The organism is Verrucomicrobiia bacterium (genome assembly GCA_036405135.1).
In the GTDB taxonomy this organism is placed as follows: Bacteria; Verrucomicrobiota; Verrucomicrobiia; order Limisphaerales; family JAEYXS01; genus JAEYXS01.
This window is the reverse complement of sequence record DASWYF010000037.1, coordinates 41,510-59,632: the sequence shown is the minus strand read 5'-3', so window position 1 is coordinate 59,632 and position 18,123 is coordinate 41,510. Positions and strand designations below refer to the sequence as shown.

12 protein-coding genes are annotated in these 18,123 nt (G+C 58.0%); 7 read left to right on the top strand and 5 right to left on the bottom strand.

Annotated features, from left to right (window positions below; translation table 11 throughout):
• Positions 1-131: 131 nt before the first annotated feature.
• The 5 genes from VGH19_18155 (at position 132) to VGH19_18135 (ending at position 7,158) form a co-directional block, all read left to right on the top strand.
• The gene (locus VGH19_18155) at positions 132-2,660 is read left to right on the top strand and encodes an ATP-binding protein (GenBank protein ID HEY1173298.1); all 2,529 of its coding nucleotides are present in this window, start codon (positions 132-134) and stop codon (positions 2,658-2,660) included.
• Between the two features lie 106 nt (positions 2,661-2,766).
• On the top strand, positions 2,767-3,525 hold the full coding sequence (locus tag VGH19_18150; GenBank protein ID HEY1173297.1) for a hypothetical protein: 759 nt from the start codon (positions 2,767-2,769) through the stop codon (positions 3,523-3,525).
• A 105-nt stretch (positions 3,526-3,630) separates the two neighbouring features.
• Positions 3,631-4,422 (top strand): hypothetical protein, encoded by a 792-nt coding sequence (locus VGH19_18145; GenBank protein HEY1173296.1) that lies wholly within the window; start codon positions 3,631-3,633, stop codon positions 4,420-4,422.
• 133 nt (positions 4,423-4,555) lie between these two features.
• Positions 4,556-5,731 (top strand): pyridoxal phosphate-dependent aminotransferase, encoded by a 1,176-nt coding sequence (locus tag VGH19_18140; protein ID HEY1173295.1) that lies wholly within the window; start codon positions 4,556-4,558, stop codon positions 5,729-5,731.
• A gap of 482 nt (positions 5,732-6,213) precedes the next feature.
• A complete protein-coding gene (locus VGH19_18135; GenBank protein HEY1173294.1) occupies positions 6,214-7,158 on the top strand; it encodes a hypothetical protein in 945 nt (314 codons plus the stop codon).
• Here VGH19_18135 and VGH19_18130 read toward each other — a convergent pair.
• On the bottom strand, positions 7,139-8,050 hold the full coding sequence (locus VGH19_18130; GenBank protein HEY1173293.1) for a LysR substrate-binding domain-containing protein: 912 nt from the start codon (positions 8,048-8,050) through the stop codon (positions 7,139-7,141). The two genes, VGH19_18135 and VGH19_18130, sit on opposite strands and share 20 nt — an antisense overlap.
• Positions 8,051-8,183: 133 nt before the next feature.
• Here VGH19_18130 and ycaC point away from each other — a divergent pair, with 133 nt between their 5' ends.
• Complete coding sequence (gene ycaC, locus VGH19_18125; GenBank protein ID HEY1173292.1) at positions 8,184-8,813, top strand: isochorismate family cysteine hydrolase YcaC; 630 nt, start codon at positions 8,184-8,186, stop codon at positions 8,811-8,813.
• Between the two features lie 188 nt (positions 8,814-9,001).
• On the opposite strand, the gene VGH19_18120 is transcribed toward ycaC, so the two are convergent.
• The 4 genes from VGH19_18120 to VGH19_18105 all read right to left on the bottom strand — a co-directional run bounded on the left by VGH19_18120 (position 9,002) and on the right by VGH19_18105 (position 16,744).
• Positions 9,002-10,366 (bottom strand): DUF1552 domain-containing protein, encoded by a 1,365-nt coding sequence (locus VGH19_18120; GenBank protein HEY1173291.1) that lies wholly within the window; start codon positions 10,364-10,366, stop codon positions 9,002-9,004.
• Between the two features lie 218 nt (positions 10,367-10,584).
• Entirely contained in the window at positions 10,585-12,969 is a 2,385-nt protein-coding gene (locus VGH19_18115; protein ID HEY1173290.1) for a DUF1592 domain-containing protein, read from the bottom strand.
• 247 nt (positions 12,970-13,216) lie between these two features.
• Positions 13,217-14,371: a tRNA (adenosine(37)-N6)-threonylcarbamoyltransferase complex transferase subunit TsaD gene (gene tsaD, locus VGH19_18110; protein HEY1173289.1), complete on the bottom strand. Its 1,155-nt coding sequence runs from the start codon at positions 14,369-14,371 to the stop codon at positions 13,217-13,219.
• Between the two features lie 84 nt (positions 14,372-14,455).
• Positions 14,456-16,744 (bottom strand): hypothetical protein, encoded by a 2,289-nt coding sequence (locus tag VGH19_18105; protein ID HEY1173288.1) that lies wholly within the window; start codon positions 16,742-16,744, stop codon positions 14,456-14,458.
• A 181-nt stretch (positions 16,745-16,925) separates the two neighbouring features.
• On the opposite strand from VGH19_18105, the gene recF reads away from it, so the two are divergent.
• Positions 16,926-18,011 carry a DNA replication/repair protein RecF gene (recF, locus tag VGH19_18100; protein HEY1173287.1) on the top strand — a complete coding sequence of 362 codons (1,086 nt, stop codon included), beginning with the start codon at positions 16,926-16,928 and terminating at the stop codon, positions 18,009-18,011.
• The last annotated feature ends 112 nt before the right edge of the window (positions 18,012-18,123 follow it).

The following is an 18,123-nucleotide window of genomic DNA, read 5'->3' as shown; positions in this document are numbered from 1 at the left end:
GATTTATATTCGACGGGTCTTCTCATAGACCATCACCCACATGAATCGCCACTCCGCACACGCAGGGTTCCAGCAGAAGCACTGCCCCTGCCAATGCTTTGCCGGTTCAATCCATCCTCAGGAGCACACGCTTGGGAAACTCTGAGAAAGACTCGACTCTCCAACCGGCTGCCGCAACTGATGCTGCCGCCTTGGCTCATTCTCTTTCTCTCCTGCAGGCCACCCTCGAAGCAACTACGGATGCCATCATCGTCACCAACGAGAAAGGCATCGTAACCTGGTTCAACGAAAACGCCCTGAAACTCTGGGGCGTGACCCGGGAAATGTTCGTCACTGAAAACCGTGCTGAACTGCGCAAGCTCGCCGCCAGCATGGTGAAGCATCCCATCCCTTTTCTCGAACGCATCGAGGAGATTTACACCGTCTGGCCTCCGGAGACATTTGACATCATCGAGTTCAATGACGGCCGCGTGGTAGAACGCTACTCGAAATGGCAACTCGTGAACGGCGAAAAAGTCGGCCGCGTCTGGAGCTTTCACGACATCACCAATCGTGCCGTAGAAGCCACCCGCCGCAAACAGGCTGTAGCGCATCTGAACCTCGCCCTGGCCGCCGGTGAACTGGGTGATTGGTCCTGGAGCACCCACACAGACGAAGTCGTCTTCGGCGCTCGTGGTCTGGAGATTTTCGGTCTCAAGCCAGGCACTACCATTTCTTGGACCAAGCTCCGCGATTACCTCCACGTCGACGATCGCGAACGCGCCCGAATCGCTGTGGAACGCGCGCTGGCCACGCACTCCGCCTATCGCATCGAGTACCGCGTGCGTCGCCCTTCCGGCGAGAATTGCTGGGTCGCCGCCAATGGCCAGGGTGTTTATGCCGCTGATGGTTCCATCACCGGCATGATCGGCATCGTGCAGGACATCACCGAGCGCAAGAACGTCGAGGAAGCCTTGCGCGAGGAATACGCCATCACCGAGCAGCTTAACAGCGTCGCCCGCGCCCTCGCCACCGAGCTCGACATCAGCAAGATCGTCCAGCTCATCACCGATGCCGGCACCAAGGTCACACGTGCGCAATTCGGTGCCTTCTTCTACAATGTGCTCGATGACAAAGGCGGCTCCTACATGCTCTACGCCCTGTCTGGCGTTCCTCGCGAAGCCTTTTCCAAATTCCCGATGCCACGCGCCACCGGCTTGTTCGGTCCTACCTTTCGCGGCGAGGGAGTGATCCGTCGTGACGATGTGCGGCAAGACCTGCGCTTCGGCCATAACGCCCCGCATCACGGCATGCCCGCTGGCCATCTGCCCGTGGTCAGCTACCTTGCCGTGCCTGTCATCTCGCGCTCTGGAACTGTCTTGGGCGGATTGTTTTTCGGTCACTCAGAGGCAGGTGTCTTCACTGAACGCGATGAAAAGATCATCGTCGGCATCGCCGCCCAAACCGCTGCCGCGATGGATACCGCCACCGCTTACCAAGCCGAGCAACAAGCCCGCGCTGCTGCGGAACAGGCCAACCACGCGAAAGACCATTTCCTCGCCGCGCTCAGTCACGAACTGCGCACTCCGCTGACGCCCGTTCTCGCCCTGCTCTCCGATCTCTGCACAAACGCCTCTTCGCTCCCGAAGAAGATCACGCGCGATCTCGAGACCATGCGTCGCAACGTCGAACTGGAATCCCGCCTCATCGATGACCTGCTCGACCTCACACGCATCAGCCAGGGCAAGCTCGAGCTTCATCTCACGCCCGTTCCATTGGGCGAAGTAATCGAAGACGCCATCAAGACCTGCCTGCCCGAACTCAAGGCGCGCGATCTCAACCTAGTCCGCGACATCACCGAGCCTGAGCGGATGATCCTCGTCGATGGCGCCCGCATCACGCAGATCCTTTGGAACTTGCTGAAGAACTCCATCAAGTTCACCCCTGCTGGCGGGTCCATCACCATCCGCACGCGCATCCATGAATCTGCCGAACTCCCGCAACTGACCATCGAGGTGGAAGACACCGGCAAGGGCATCGAATCCTCCCATTTGCAACGTCTCTTCAAAGCCTTCGAACAAGGCGATCGCCAGATTACCCGCCAGTTCGGCGGCCTTGGCCTCGGTCTTGCCATCAGCCGTGCCATTGCGGAATCACATCTTGGCACCCTCACTGCCAACAGTCTGGGACCGGGCTTGGGCAGCACCTTCACCCTGTCACTGCCACTGCAAAACGCCGATAAATCTGCGTTCGAAACCAACCCCGTTGCACTGAAGCCTTCTGTCCTCTCGCCGCCCTCGGCCACTGTCAGCCAGCCGTGGCGCATCCTGCTCGTCGAAGATCACACGGATACGGCCGTCTCCCTCCATACCTTGCTCACTCGCCGTGGTTACAGTGTGGAAGTTGCGAAGGATGTCACCACTGCTCTCCAGCACGTCAACAAGCAGGAGTTCGATATCCTCGTCAGCGACCTCGGCCTGCCCGATGGCACCGGCTACGAACTCATGTCGCAACTCGCCGTTCGCTGTCCCTCCCTCCGCGGCATCGCCCTGAGCGGCTACGGCATGGATGAAGACATCCGTAAATGTTTCGTGGCCGGTTTTAGTGAACATCTGGTGAAGCCGGTGAAGATTTCCCAGCTCGAAGAAGCCCTCAATCGCCTCACCGGCCGGATGGGTTGACCCACGTTCGCTTCCTGCTCTTTCCAGCCCGGATTTGCTCGACTTCCCTGCGGAAATTTGCGAATCAGGAAGGACAGGAATGTCAACACATCCAACGAGATACACTATGCAAACCTCCGGTCGCTTCATTCGCGTATTTATCGGGCTTCTGCTTCTGGCCAGTCTTCTGCAAAACTCTCTTCACGGCCAGTCCGCCACTATCGTTTTTCCTTCGGGAACCACCACCAACTTCGTCCTGAACATCTCGGCAAACCAAGCGCTCCGTTTGTACTGCAACCTGCCGAACTGGGGCGGTTACCTGACCAAAGACGCAACGACCATCTCCTTTTTCCCCTACATCTATGCTGATCGGAACATCCTCACCGTCCAAGGTCCGCTGACCTTTGAATGGAAAGCCACCAACACAACCTCCACAGGCACCCTAACCTATCAGATTCTGCCGTCCGAAGGTTTGGTGACCAAAACCTATCTGGCCTCTGCGGGCCTTGATATCTTGGTCCCCGCAGGCAAGACCCTTCGGATTATAGACAGCTCCTCGGCCCCAATTCTCTCCTACGTGCTCAAGAACACAGAGGGCGTCACCTCACCTCAAGGAAACCTGTCCACTGAATTTGGCGCACATCTTCCGTTCTTCGTCACCGGCCCCGTGACCTTTTCCGTGACCAGCTCTGGCGACTCCACCCGTTACCTCACCTATTACTTCACCGAAGATGTTATCCAGCTCCCCGCAGGCGCCATCCAAGTTTCCAGCCAATCGAATATCACCATTGAAAAATCCACCGATCTTTCGAACTGGTCCACGGTTGGCGTTGTCCCCGCCCCCAAGGATGCCAAGGCCTTTTACCGTCTGAAAGCAGCACAGTGATCTAAAAGACTTTGTCCCATAAACACTGCAAGGATTTGCTCGACTAATCGTTCACCATTCTGTTCAAAAGAGTGGAACAGGGACTCATTTAACGCCCATATCGCCATGCCAAACACGACACATTCGCCACTCAAGTTCGTCGGCTTCATGTGGAAGCTGATTTTGCTCACCCTGATTCTTCAGTTACCTGCTTATGGTGAGACTGTCACCGTGGTATTCCCACCGGATGTCGAAACCAATCACGTCATCAATGTGCCAGCCAATCAGGCCATCCGCATGCACTACGTCGTGCCTCAGTATGGCTGTTACCTGACCAAAGACAGTGTCACGCTCCAGTTGACCACCGATGTTCAGCCCGCAACCCAAGTAGTGACCGTTCAAGGTCCTGCCGTATTTGAATTCAAGGGCACCAACTCTCCAGGCAGCGGTGCCGTCTTCTATCAAACATTTCCCGCCAACGGCTTGATCACCAAGACGTATGACATCACTGAAGGCTTGAGTATTTCTGTTCCTGCCGGAAAAACTTTGCGTATCGTCGATATTTTTCGGACAAGCCAGCGCCCATCTATCAATGCTACCGTGACATCCAGTGGAGGCATCATCTCGCCTCAGATTAATCTGACCGCCTCCCATGAAGCTCATCTCAACTTCTTCATCGCTGGTCCCGTCACACTGAACATCCAACCGTATACCGTGGAAGGCACACCCCCCATCCAATACATCACCTACTACTTCGCCGAAGATGCCGTTCAAATCCCCGAAGGTGCCCTCCAAGTTTCCAGCCAGAATAGCGTCACCATCGAGAAATCCACCGACCTTTCGAACTGGACCGCCATCACCATCTTGGAACCACCTAAGGAACCCAAAGCCTTCTACCGTCTGAAAGCCGCCCAATAACCAGCCGCCTTTCGAGATTCGAAGTTGGGTGTTCGACGTTTCCCATAATGGGCCCGCGGGTGCAACCCGCCCTGGCTAATTCGTTCTTGCCCGCAGCCCCCCGCTCGCTAATCCTTCCCGACTCGATTTTGTTATGAACTATCATATCTCGAAGCGTGCCGCGTCCCTGTCGCCATCTTTGACCTTGGCCATTGATTCCAAGGCCAAGGCCATGAAGGCTGCCGGTGAAGACGTCGTCGGTTTCGGCGCCGGTGAACCCGACTTTGACACCCCGCAACACATCAAGGACGCCTGCTCCAAGGCCCTTGCTGATGGCTTCACCAAGTACACCCCCAGCAGCGGCATCCCCGAGCTCCGCCAGGCCATCGCCGACAAGTTCCAGCGCGAGAACGGCCTCACCTACAAGCCCTCACAAGTCATCGTGAGTTGCGGCGGCAAACACTCCTGCTACAACGTCATTCTGGCCACCTGCGAAGAGGGAGATGAAGTCATCATCCCCGCCCCCTACTGGCTCAGCTATCCCGAGATGGCTAAGCTCGCCGGCGCGACCCCCGTCATCATCAGCACGTCCGACAAGACCGAGTTCAAGGTGACGCCCGCGCAACTCCGCGCCGCCATCACCCCGCGCACCCGCCTCTTCATCCTCACCACCCCGAGCAACCCCACCGGCAGCGTTTACACGCCGGAAGAGGTGAAAGCCCTCGGTGACATCTGCGTGGAAAAAGGCGTCCTCATCATGAGCGATGAAATCTACGAGCATCTCCTCTACGATGGAGCCGTGCACAAGTCCGTCGCCAGCTTCTCGCAGGCCCACTACGACCACACCATTGTCGTCCACGGCTTCGCTAAGGCTTGGTCCATGACCGGTTGGCGCTTGGGCTTCCTCGCCGCTCCGGAACCGATCGCCAAGGCCATCGATGCCATCCAGAGCCACAGCACCAGCAACCCGACCTCCTTCGCCCAAAAAGGCGGCGTGGCCGCGCTCACCGGACCGCAAGATCACTTGCCCAAGTGGCTCGCCGAATACGCGAAGCGCCGCACCTACGCCTGGCAGAAGCTCAACAGCATCCCTGGAATTTCTTGCGTGAACTCCAAGGGCGCGTTCTACCTCTTCCCGAACATCTCCAAGGTCGGCCTCAAATCCGCCGACTTCTGCGCCCGTTTGCTCGAACAGGAAAAAGTCGCCGCCGTCCCCGGCATCGCCTTCGGCGCCGACGACTACCTCCGCATCAGCTACGCCACCAGCCTCGCCAACATCGAGAAGGGCTTGGACCGCTTGGAGAAATTCGTCAAAGGCCTGAACAAGTAAAACCGTTCAGTCACCTTCAACTCTCTTTTCAAAAGGCCAGCGCAAGCTGGCCTTGTTCTTTCCCCTCTCCAATCGTAGCCGCCGAAGTGATGAGGCGGAACTAACTAGAGGTGGGCAGTCCCGCATGCGGGATCACCCGGCCGCTCCTTCCTCAGCCGAGGAACGAGGCTCTAACCAATCCGGTAAGGACCGGTTCCACCCGGTCCCTAACTTTTTCTCGAAACTTTCGAGAATAAACTGCGATAACTTGGAACTATAAAAACCAACCCCTTCTACTTCTCCATTAACTAAGAGCGCGTATCAAAATGAGGTTTCCTCGCAGGTTGCACGCAGTTTGCAGCGGGATTGAATAAAAGATTCACCGGCAAAATGTCATTTTGATACAGGCTCTAAATAATACACCTCAGCATTTCACCCAACACTTGATGTTCATCCCTATCTGAACATTGGACGTTAAACATTTCTCCTGTCATCCTGCCTCCATGCACTGGCTCCTTACTCTCATCACGTTTCTCGTGATTGACCTATGGAGTGCCTCCGCTCAAACCAAAGAAACCTCACCCGTGCCAACCAACAGCTTTTTCCAAACCCCGCCCAAGGCCGAACGCGCCATTCTCTCCACCTATCGCAGCTCGGAATACCAAGGACAGGTCAGCATTGTTATCGAGACGGAGCCTCTCACCTTCCTCGACCCAGATTCCGCGAAGCAATTGGAGCCAGAAATCCAACTCGAACACATTCCCCTGCCTTCACTCGATCCCGCCAAACTGGCCAACAAACGTTTCAAACCCGGCTCAGATTACGAAGGCTCGTTTTACTTTCTCGCCGAACACAATTGGGTGGATCTGAAAGAGATCCGCTTTCTGAACGCCAGCACCAACTCCATCGAAGCCGAATACGACCTCGTAATTCATCTCCCCAAGTCGGGATCCAATAAATACCCCATCACCCTCAAAGCCAGAACCGAGATTAAACCCAACACCCCGCAACTCGCTCCACCACGCACTGTCGAAGGCCTCGGCCAGCTCGTTCAGGAAAAGGAAGATTTCTGGAAAGGCAAAGCCATGTATGCCGGTCATCCTTTGGAAATCGAGTTCCACGCCAAACCGGCCATGTTCGCTGAGATCGCCACCTTCGCCCGCGCTACCCTTTCTGGAAAAATCTTACCCCGTGCGACCATTAACCGGGAAATCTCCGAGGAACTGAATTTCATGGAATGGAAACTGAAAGAATTCAAAGCTCCTACTGACCTCAAAGCCGAGGAATTTAAACCGCTTAAGTTTTACTTTTCCAAGCGCCGCCATCATCCCACCCCAGAGACCATCATCGTCCTTTCGCACCCCAGAGTCGCTGGACACTGGTCTCTCACCATTTACACGCCCGATAGCAGCAGTCTGACGTGGGTTCCTAAAACCCCTTCCCGCTGACCAAACTCCCACCCACCTCCCTCGCCACCTCCACAAACTTCATCACCGCTCCCTTCGCCACCTCCTCGCAATAAGCGATTCCGATCACAAACGGTGCCGGCGCCGGGCTGATCGGCCGCACCTTGAGTCGCGGTCCCGTCAAACACTCGAACCCCTGCTGCACCAGCGCCACTCCATGACCCGCCTCCACCGAGGCGATCAAACTCGTCGAACTGTCATGCTCCTCGCTGATGACCGGCCGCATCTTCAAAGGCGCGAACAAGTCCGCCAGCCACGCATGATACTCCGGATAATCTGCCGCCGTGTACGCCACCAACCGCTCCTGCGCCACCTGTGCCGGACCGATTCGCCGCCGCCGCGCCAATGGATGCTCGGGATGCGCCGCCACGCAGATCGCCAGTCGCCCTAGCTCTTCAAATTGGATACCCCGCCGCGCTTTCACTTCCGTCCGGATCATTAGCGCCGCGTGCAACCGCCCCTCCTTCAGCCCCTCCAGCATCCCCTGCGTGGAGAGATCGTGCAACTGCACCCGCACTCCGGGGTTCGTCTGCTGGAACCGGCGCAACGTCAGCGGCAATATCTCGACCATCAGCGAGGGCGCATAGCCCACCTGGATCACGCCCTTGCTACCGTTGGCCACGGACTTCGCCACTGCGATCGCGTCCTCCGCCCTTTGCAGCACGGCATTCGCCTCATTCAGAAAGATCCGCCCCGCCTCCGTGAGCCGGATCGCCTTGGCCCCATGCACGAACAGCTCGACACCCAGTTCACACTCCAGATCGCGTATCTGGCGGCTCAATGCTGGTTGGGAGACATGCAGCCGGGCCGCTGCCAGTGTGATGTTCTCCTCCCGGGCCACCGCCACGAAATAACGCAAATGCCGCAGTTCCATGCCACGAGCATACCTTGCACGCATGCTAAGCCAAGCAACTAAGCATTTCACCGCTTGCCCTCATCTAGGCTAGATTATGAGCACAAAAAGCCGGCGATTCGACTGCGCCGCCCAACCCTTAACCCAAAGCCTTATGAGTAACTTCAAATACAACCGCCTCGATAAAAACAATGTCGCCGTCCTGCTCGTGGATCATCAGACCGGCCTCACCAACCTCGTCCATGATTTCTCGCCGGATGATTTCAAGAACAACGTCCTCGCGCTGGCCGATGCTGCCAAATACTTCAAGCTCCCCACCATCCTCACCACCAGCTTTGAAGACGGCCCCAACGGCCCCCTCGTCCCTGAACTCAAGGAACTCTTTCCCGATGCCCCCTACATCGCCCGCCCCGGCAACATCAATGCCTGGGACAACCCCGATTTCGTGAAGGCCGTCAAAGCCACCGGCAAAAAACAACTCCTCATCGCGGGCATCGTCACCGAGGTCTGCGTCGCCTTCCCCGCCCTTTCCGCCTTGGAAGAAGGCTATGAAGTTTTCGTCGTGACCGACGCCTCCGGCACCTTCAACCAGACCACCCGCGATGCCGCCTGGTTCCGCATGCAGGCCGCCGGTGCCCAGTTGATGACTTGGTTCGGCGTAGCCTGCGAACTCCACCGCGACTGGCGCAACGACATCGAAGGCCTCGGTGCCCTGTTCTCCAATCACCTGCCCAGCTACCGCTGCCTCATCTACAGCTACCTCTCCCAGCAAAAGAAGCAGTGATTTCTGCTTGTCCTCGCAGACAACCAAGCGCGCCCGGGCCTCACCACCACTCGGGCGCGCTCTTGCATTTCAGACCATCCAAGCCTCGCTCCCTCTCATCTGTGTGATTCCGTGTTTCATCCGTGGCTAAAAGCAAAAGGCCGGACGATTTCTCGTCCGGCCTTTCTCGTGATTCTACTGCGGCTTGATTAGCCCAGATACTGGAACCGCCCCGTGCTATCACCCAGGCGCGGGATGCCCGTCACCCCCATGCGATCCAGCATGGAGAGATACAGGTTCGTCATCGGCACCTGCTCCGGCAGTTTCAGGTGGCGGCCCGTCTTGATCGTCCCGCCGCCCTTGCCCGCGATGACCACCGGCAGATCATGATGTGTATGGCGGTTGCCATCGCCGATGCCGCTGCCCAGCACCACCATGCAGTTGTCCAGCAACGGCGTGCCGTCCGCCTCCTTCGTGTCCTTCAGCTTCTGGATGAAGTAGGCGAAATTCTGCATGTGGAAATGATCGATCCGTTTCAGCTTCTCGATCATCGTCTTGTCGTTCTGATGATGGGAGAGATTGTGATGACCGTCCGGGATGCCGATCTCCGGGAACGGGCTGTTGCTGCCGTCATGCGCCATCAGGAACGTCGAGATGCGCGTCGTATCCGTCTTGAACGCCAGCGTCATCAGGTCATACATCAGCTTGAAGTGATTGGACTTCTCCTTCGGGATGCCCGTCGGTTTCTTGTAATCCAGTTCCTTCGCGTTGAATTTCTCAGACGCCTCGATCTGCAATTCCAGTTCGCGCACACCCGCCAGATACTCGTCCACCTTGCGCTTGTCGTTCGTGCCCAGTTGCGCTTGCAGGCGTTTGGCATCCTCCATCACGAAATCCAGGATGCTCTTGTCATACTGCTTGCGGAGAGCCTGCGCCTGCGCGTTCTCATTCGCCGAACCGCCGCCGAAAAGACGCTCGAACACGCGGCGCGGATCGTTCTCCGGTGCCATCGGCATCGTCTCCGTCTTCCAGGAAAGATTGTACTGATACGCGCAACTGTAACCGGAATCGCACGAACCGGCCTGACGCGCCTTGTCGCAGCTCAGCTCCAGCGAAGGGAAACGTGTCTGGCGACCGATCTTCATCGCCGCTATCTGGTCCACGGACGTACCCACGCGGATATCCGCACCGGCCGTCTTGCGCGCCTGCACACCTGTGAGGAACGTCGCATTCGCCCGCGCATGATCGCCCGCGCCATCACCATTCGCCTTGGCCTTGTCATGCTTCAGACCGGATACGATCAGCACGTCATCCTTCACATTCTTCAACGGTGCAAGTGTCGGCGAAAGCAGATAATTGGCCCCCGTCCCCTGCGGGAACCAGTTCTCCCCGATCACACCGTTCGGGATATAGACGAACGCCATACGTCGTGGCAACGCACCCGCCGCTGCGCCAGCAACGGCTTCAGCTGCGTTTGCCACTGGCGATACCATCGCCTCGAGCGAAGGAAGCGCCAGCATGGTGCCCAAACCCTTTAGAAAGGTACGACGCGGGATTTGCCACGATTTGTTCATATGTTTCGTCTGTGCTTTTGTTGTTACAACTTTACTTCCATTAGACCATGGAAACAAAAACTTAATTCAATATTCACCCGCCGATATACGGACAAATTTCACTGCCACGTCCGCTCTTAATCTTCCTTCTCCCCTCGGAGGGGAGAAGGACCGAGGATGAGGGGTGCCCCCCCACTCCTAATCGTCCTCGTTCTCGTCGTCGTCCTCGAGCTAACTAATTATCTCTCCCCATCCCCACGGCGCAACTGGAACGGCACACTCTTCACCACCGCCATGATCAACGCGGAGAACTTCATATTCCCCACCTTCACTTCAGTGGAGATCTGCTCGAGCGTCGGCTTGTCATACCATTCCAGACCGCGGCCCAAGGAATAGATCAACATCTTCTCCGCCATGCAGTGCAGGAACTCCTCCCGCTTCTGGCTCGCCAAAATCTTGTTCAACTCATTCGGCCCGGCAAATGCCTCACCGCTCACCAGCTTGCCCGCAGGATCGATCTTGAAACCCTCATCCTTCTCCCGCCACCCGCCGATGCCGTCAAAGTTCTCCAAGCCAAAGCCCAAGGGGTCCATGCGCGCATGGCACGAAGCGCAACCCGCATCCGCGCGATGCTTCTCCAACCGCACACGCAAGCTGCCTGAGGCCGCTTCTTTGTTATCCTCCAGCGCCGGCACATCCGGTGGAGCTGGCGGCGGCGGCGTGGCCAATAGATTCTCCAGCACCCACAGACCGCGCTTCACCGGCGAGGTGCGCGTCGGATTCGACGTGATCGTCAATATGCTGCCATGCGTCAACACACCGGACCGTTGTGTGCCCGCCAGCGACACCTTCTGGAACTTGTCACCCACCACACCGCCCAGATTGTAATGGTCCGCCAGCTTCTCGTTCACGAACGTGTAATCCGCCGTCAGGAAGTCCAGCAACGGCCGGTCTTCGCGCATGATATACTCGAAGAACATCTCCGTCTCCTTCCGCATCAACCCCTTCAAGCTGTCATCCCAGTCCGGATAAGTCTTCGGGTCCGGCGAAACAATGTCCAGATTACGCAACATCAGCCATTGCCCCGCGAAGTTCTCCACCAGCGCCTTGGACTTATTATCACGTAACATGCGCTGCACTTGGAAAGCCAGGTTCCTCCGCAATTCCCCGCGCCGCGCATAATCGAACAGCTCCCGGTCCGGCATGCTGCTCCACAGGAAATACGACAGGCGCGAAGCCAGCGCATACTCATTGATCGGATGCGCCTTCTGCGGATTATCCGGTTCCGGCTGGATCTCCCCACGGAACAGGAAGTGCGGCGACACCAGCACCGCCTGCAACGTCAATTTCACCGACATCTCGAACGGTTCCTTGTTCTTCTCAGCCAGGTTGAAGATCGTCATCAAACGGTCCATCTCCCCGCCCGTCACCGGACGACGGAATGCCCGCGTCGCAAACGCCTCCACCAGTTCACGACCGACTGCCACACGATCATCCGTGCCCTTCGGCTTCTTCGTGAAGATCTGGTTGTGCGTGTCCGGATAAACCGGATTCGTCGTATTGATCGGCCCCGCCACATCCACATGATTGACGATCAGATTCGTATCGATCGGCCGCCTCTTACCCTTGTCCTTGGCCGGAGGGGCCAGATAGTAATCATTCAGAAACGCCACTGCCACGCGCCCATCACCCGCCTTGGCGGCGAACTTGACTTCAAACGTGCCCGGATTGTCCTCCACTTCCCGTACATCGATCTGCTTCAAATCTTTCCCCAGGTACCGCACCGCCATCTTCACCGGTTGCGGGCCGCCCTGCTGCCCGTAAGCCTTCACATAGAGGTAATACTCGCCATCCGCAGGAAACTTGTGATTGAAAAACATCTCCCCGTTGGAGACCAGGATGCGCCCTTCCCCGTGCGGTGTACCGCCGGCCAACCGCGTCGCTCCATAGCGCGTGCTCGGCGGTTTCGGCAGTCCCACCACGATGGCCTTGTCCAAGATGTTCTGTGCCGCCTTCATGTACTTCTCCAGCATGATGGGCGAGAGCGAGAGCACGTCACCGATATTATCGAAACCGTAGCCCGTATCATCCGCCGGAAAATCATCCGCCGGATCAAAATCCACTCCCACCAGATCACGGATCGTGTTGTTATACTCCACGCGGTTCAGACGGCGGATCGTCACCCGGCCCGGATCAGGGTTTTTCGGGTCCGCTTTGAACACCTCTTTTTTCACCCATGCTGAGATGATGTCCCGTTGCTCCTGGGTCGGCTGGGCTTTCTTCTCCGGCGGCATCAGGCGCTGCTCGGTGTTCACCGCCACACTGTTCCAGAACTTCCGGTCCTTCATCAAGGTGGCCAGATCCGCATGCTCATCCAGTGCCACCCCGCCCTTCTTTGTCCCGTCAGAATGGCAATCATAGCAAAACTCCTCAAGGATGGGCTTGACGTCCTTCTCGTAAGAAATAGTTTTGCCCGGAGCTGAAGCCGCCTTGGCCGTCGTCGTGGCAGCCGCGTATTGCACCGGCTCCTTCTTTTTCAACAGATCCAAAACACCCGCCGCAGCCGCCACCCCGGAAAAGGTGCCGACCAGCGTTAACGCCACGATTTTTCTGCTCAACTTCATGCTGTCTAAGCCTAAATATTTAACTTTTCCATGTGCTTGTCCAAGACAATTTAACGCATACGTACTATTCCGTAAGCCCACGTAATATCAGACGAAAAACGAAGCCTAAAAGTTACCCAGCTCAAGACAAACTACCGCGTGCCAGAAGCCCTAGAAGGGACCAAGACATTCTCCACCCTCTCCCCTCGGAGGGGAGAGGGCCGGGGTGAGGGGTGACAGGATTTGCTGACGAAACCAAATCAAGCCATCACCCCAACGCATCCGCCGGCAAAATATCCGCATCATACTCCGTAAATCCCTGCCCTTTAGCCAGCTTCCGCGCCGCCAAAACACCCACCATCCCTGCGTTATCCGTGCACAACTGCCTTTCCGCCAGCCTGAGTGTGAACCCCCGCTTCGCACACTCCTCCGTCAGCTTCACCCGCAATCCGCTGTTGCAAGTCACCCCGCCAGAAGCCGTCACACAACGATATTTCAACCGCTTCGTCGCCCGGATGGTCTTGGCCACCAGCACCTCCACGATCGCCGCCTGCACACTCGCACAAATATCCGCGATACCAGCCTCCGAAGCGATGACACTCGGATTATCCCGCAAGAAATACCGGACCGAAGTCTTCAAACCACTGAAACTGAAATCATCATGCGTCTCATGGATCATCGGACGCGGAAAAACGAATGCCAGCGGATTCCCCTTCGCCGCCAGCCGGTCCAACTGCGGCCCGCCCGGATACGGCAACCCGATCAACTTCGCCACCTTGTCGAAACACTCCCCCGCCGCATCATCCACCGTCCCGCCCAAGACCCGATGATCCAGCTCCCCCCGCACATCCACCAACATCGTATGCCCCCCACTGACGATCAAAGACACATTAGGCTGAAACAGATCAAAACGAGCCCTCGATAGTCCTAAGGCGCCACCATCCACTAAAGCATCCATCTCCCTCGCCCCTCGGAGAGGAGAGGGCCGGGGTGAGGGGTGCCCCCCCTTCCCATCGTGATCGTCCTCGATTCCCCCCCCATTGGGAGGCCGACCTTCGGCCGCAATCCACGGCGAATACAGATGCGCCTCATGATGATTCACCCCGATCAACGGCAACCCTAACGACCACGCCATCGCCTCCGCTGCCCGAAACCCGATCATCAACGCATTCGGCAACCCCGGCCCCTGCGTCGCCCCGATCGCCGTCAACTCTTCCGCCTTAACCCCCGCCTTCGCCAACGCCTCATTCACCACTGGCGTCAGATTCCGCAGATGCTCCCGCGTCGCCAGTTCCGGCACCACCCCACCATACTCCTCATGCAACTTGATCTGCGATGACACCACCGTGGCCAGGATGACATCATCCCCCACCACCGCCGCACTCGTCTCATCACAGGAAGTCTCTATCGCTAAAATCAACATGGCATCAAAATCCACCCGTAAGATGCCCGGTCGCGAAGCCCCCCGGCAAGCCCGGATACCAGCCCCATCAGATAACAGCCCCGCTCAGGGAGTGCCTGCCTTTTTCAGGAAAATCACCGGTCGCAGGTAGTCATTGCAAAGTATGCCTGAAGATGAAATTTCCACCGCCTCCTGCTTTTCCGTTTTGCGGTCAAACCGGACGTAACGGCCATCCCACCACCACCAAACTCCTTTCGCCTGCCCTATGTTAGGCAGGTTGGCGAAGCCGCCCTCAGGCGTGAACACGGCGGAGGTGCTCCGTTGTATCCCGCGCACGCCCAGCGTCCACTGTTGCCGCACGAATTCCTTGCTCATGGTCAACTGCTGATCGTATCTCTCCGGCGTGAATTGAGATGCGTTGGCCAGCATCTTCTCCTCGATCTCGCGATCCTTCAGCTCATAAAAGGATTTTTCCGCTTCAGTCGTCGTAGCGGCCACCCAGTTCCCGGCCAGCCATGCTTCTGGATTTCCCCCCGTGATCTGCTGCAAGTTCTCCGACGCCGCCCGCAACCGCTTTAGCACGGCCGAGTCTTCTTTATTCTTCACCTGCAAGAGCAGGTCACGATGCTGGCTTTGCAAATGCCCGGAGGCCAGGATGAATTGCGTCAGCGCATCCGCCTCCTCCAACTTGCTCGCCAGCTTCGCCGTCTGGGCACCGGCACCCAGATTGATGACGGTGGAGAAACGCCTCGGATCGGAGGGCGGCACGGCAACTTTCCGGCCCGGCGGCAGGAAAACCTCGGCCCCAGTGCCCCCCTCCAGCGTCACCGCCACCGCCCGGTAGCACACTACATTCAAGGGCGCGAAACCCGCCTTCGGCGTCCGCTGCAACTCCGCCTCGGAACCGTTGACCCGCACCGTCAGCAAACCGTTCTGGAAAGCCTCCAGCAAGGACATCTCACGCCGCACGGCAGGAGCCACCGGTACAGCCGCTGTCGCTGGCGTAGTGACAGCGGGTTTGACCGGTGCGGATGGTGCTGCAACGGGAGCTGCTGGTGCCACCAGCTTCGTCATCGCGGTGGTGACCGTTGCTGCCGCCCCGCTGCGCTTGAAGCCTCCTCGGAAATTGCTGTAGTCACCGGATTGCAGCAAGGCGACTCCGTTCGCCGCCACGCAGCCTATATCAATCCCTCCCAAGGAGCCGGATCCCCGCTGGTTTCTTTCCTGTCGCAACTGAAAGCCGTCCCATGACCAGCGGCCTTGCGTCACCACCCGGGTCAGCCCCATCGGATCGCCCTCAATACCGACGGGCGGCTGTAATCCCGGGACCAGATTGCACCAGTGCCGGTCATGATAAAAGTAGAGCGGATCCTCCGCCGGTTTGAACTTGCCCATCAACTCCCTCTTCATGTCGGATTCCTGCACCGCCTTCGCCGCCTCGATCTCTGCCGGTGTTCCTTGATTGTTCACGATCGCCCGCAACGCCCTCCTTTCCGCCATCACATCCTCCACCGCTGCCTCGATCTCCTCTGCCGTTGCCGGCACCCACTTGCCTTCAAAAGCCGCCGCCCCCTCACCGATCGTGCTCTTGTACGCCGCCACCCGCGTCTGGGCATACAGCAGCAGGTTGGACGCACTGTACCAGTTCTCCGGTTTGTAGCCTGCCGGTCCGGTCTTGGACCACTCTTCCCATGTCTTCCCCGGATTGAAATGCATGATCAGCGCCAGACTTCCCACCGGCCCCGTCAGAGAGCTGATCGCCGTCAGGTAGCTGACCAACGGCTCCGGCTCTTCCAGCCCAAAAGGGTCGCCCGTCTTCGGCACCGGCTTGTCCCGCTCCAACGCCACCAGATACGCCACGTTCACAGGCGCGGAACCCGGTTTGAGTCCGTCAGCCGCCGAGATCCGCTGTCCCTCCCTCCGCAGTAGATACACCGCATCCGCGCCGTTCTTTGGCCGCACCAGCCACGCACGCGAAAGGCTCAAAGCCAGTTTCATCTCCGGCATCAATCCCGTCCGTGCCACCGTCAGGCTCACATTCGTCCCATTGCTCAACAGCCCAAGCTCTATAAGTCCATGCTCATGAGCCGCCTTCAGGTCCATGTAAGTGTTCGGTTGATAACCTTTCGGCTGCACTGTTGTGGACCCAAGGAAAGGAATGCTTGCCGTCGTCGGATGCTTTTTCAGCCAGACAATACTTTCCGGTGTGAAACCTTTGTCTCCGCCCGGCACCCGAAAGGTACGGTTCCCCGTCCGGAACGTCACCGCTCCGCCTTGGTTCATCACGGCCTCCGCCTGGATCGTCGTGCCATCCGCCATCGTGAGCTCCACCGGGGCCGCCAACAGGCCGCTGCAAACCGCCATGATAAGTGCCAGATAGAGAGAGATGCGCATGAGTGATGCTCCTGAGTTTGTGGGTGCTGCTGCTCTAACAGTCTAGAAAAGACTCCTTCGCAATCAACTTGAAAATCGTCGCCACCCGGTCTGAGACAATCCATTTGCTGCCCGGCCCTCCCGACGCAATACTCCCCGCCATTCGCTTCCTCGTTAGGAGGCCTTAGATTATTTGGATACTGTGCAACTGGCTCATTTGAGATTGCGCGATTTTCGCAACTACGCCCGGCTGGACGTTGATTTCGGCCCGGGCTTCCATCTGCTTTTAGGCGGCAATGCGCAGGGAAAGACCAGTATTCTCGAGGCTATTTACCTCCTCTCCACGTTACGTTCCTTTCGCGGAGTCGGTGGTGCGCAAATGGTTCGGCACGGTCAGACCGGCTGGTTCGTCGGCGGGAAAGTGGTCAGTCAAGCCGAGCATGAGTTGAAGATGTATTGGTCGCTGAAAGAAAAGAAACTCAGCCTCGATGGCCAGGCCGTGAAGAAGCTCGCGGATTATTACGGCACCGTGAGCACCGTGGTGTTCTGCACCGAGGATCTGCAACTCGTGAAAGGCACCGCCCGCATCCGCCGCCGCTTCCTCGATCTCCTCCTCGCGCAGACCCAGAGCGGCTACCTCACCATGCTCCAGCGTTACACGAAAGCGTTGCGCTCGCGTAACGCCCTGTTGAAATCGCACAAGCAAGACGAAGCGGCGCTGGAAAGCTTCTCCACGGAACTCATCGCACTGGGCAATCGCCTCATCGCCCAGCGCAAAGAACTGGCCCCGCGTCTCTCGGCTCTCGCACGGTTGGCCTATCGTCGCATCTCGAACGATGCGGAAGATCTGAAGCTCGAATATCAACCGAGCGTGAAAAAAGATTTCGCCATCGAACTCGCGCAATCACGCGGCCGCGAAAAGACTTATCGCACCACCATGATCGGCCCGCACCGCGATGAACTGAATCTCACGTTGAACGACAAATCCGCCGCGCAATTCGGCAGTGAAGGCCAGAAGCGCTCCCTCTCCATCGCGCTGAAAATGGCGCAAGCCGAATACCTCACCGGCATCCACGGCACGCCCCCAATCCTGCTCATCGATGATGTGATGGGCGAACTCGACATCACCCGCCGCAGCGGGTTCCTGCCCTTGCTGGAACGCACCAATCACGCCCGCGGCCAGGTCTTCATGACCTGCACCGAAGAGAACTGGCCGCAGGAACTGGGGCGGGATATCCAGCGCTGGCTGGTGAAGGCGGGGACGCTGAAGAAAATTCCTCAAGCGTAGCAGTCCCGCACGCGGGATGAGGAGCCTCTGACTCATTTGGAGTGCGGAGGCTTGACTCCGCTTTCCGCCCGAGGCGGCTTGACGCCTCGCCCCGTTTGCGCACAAGAAAGCT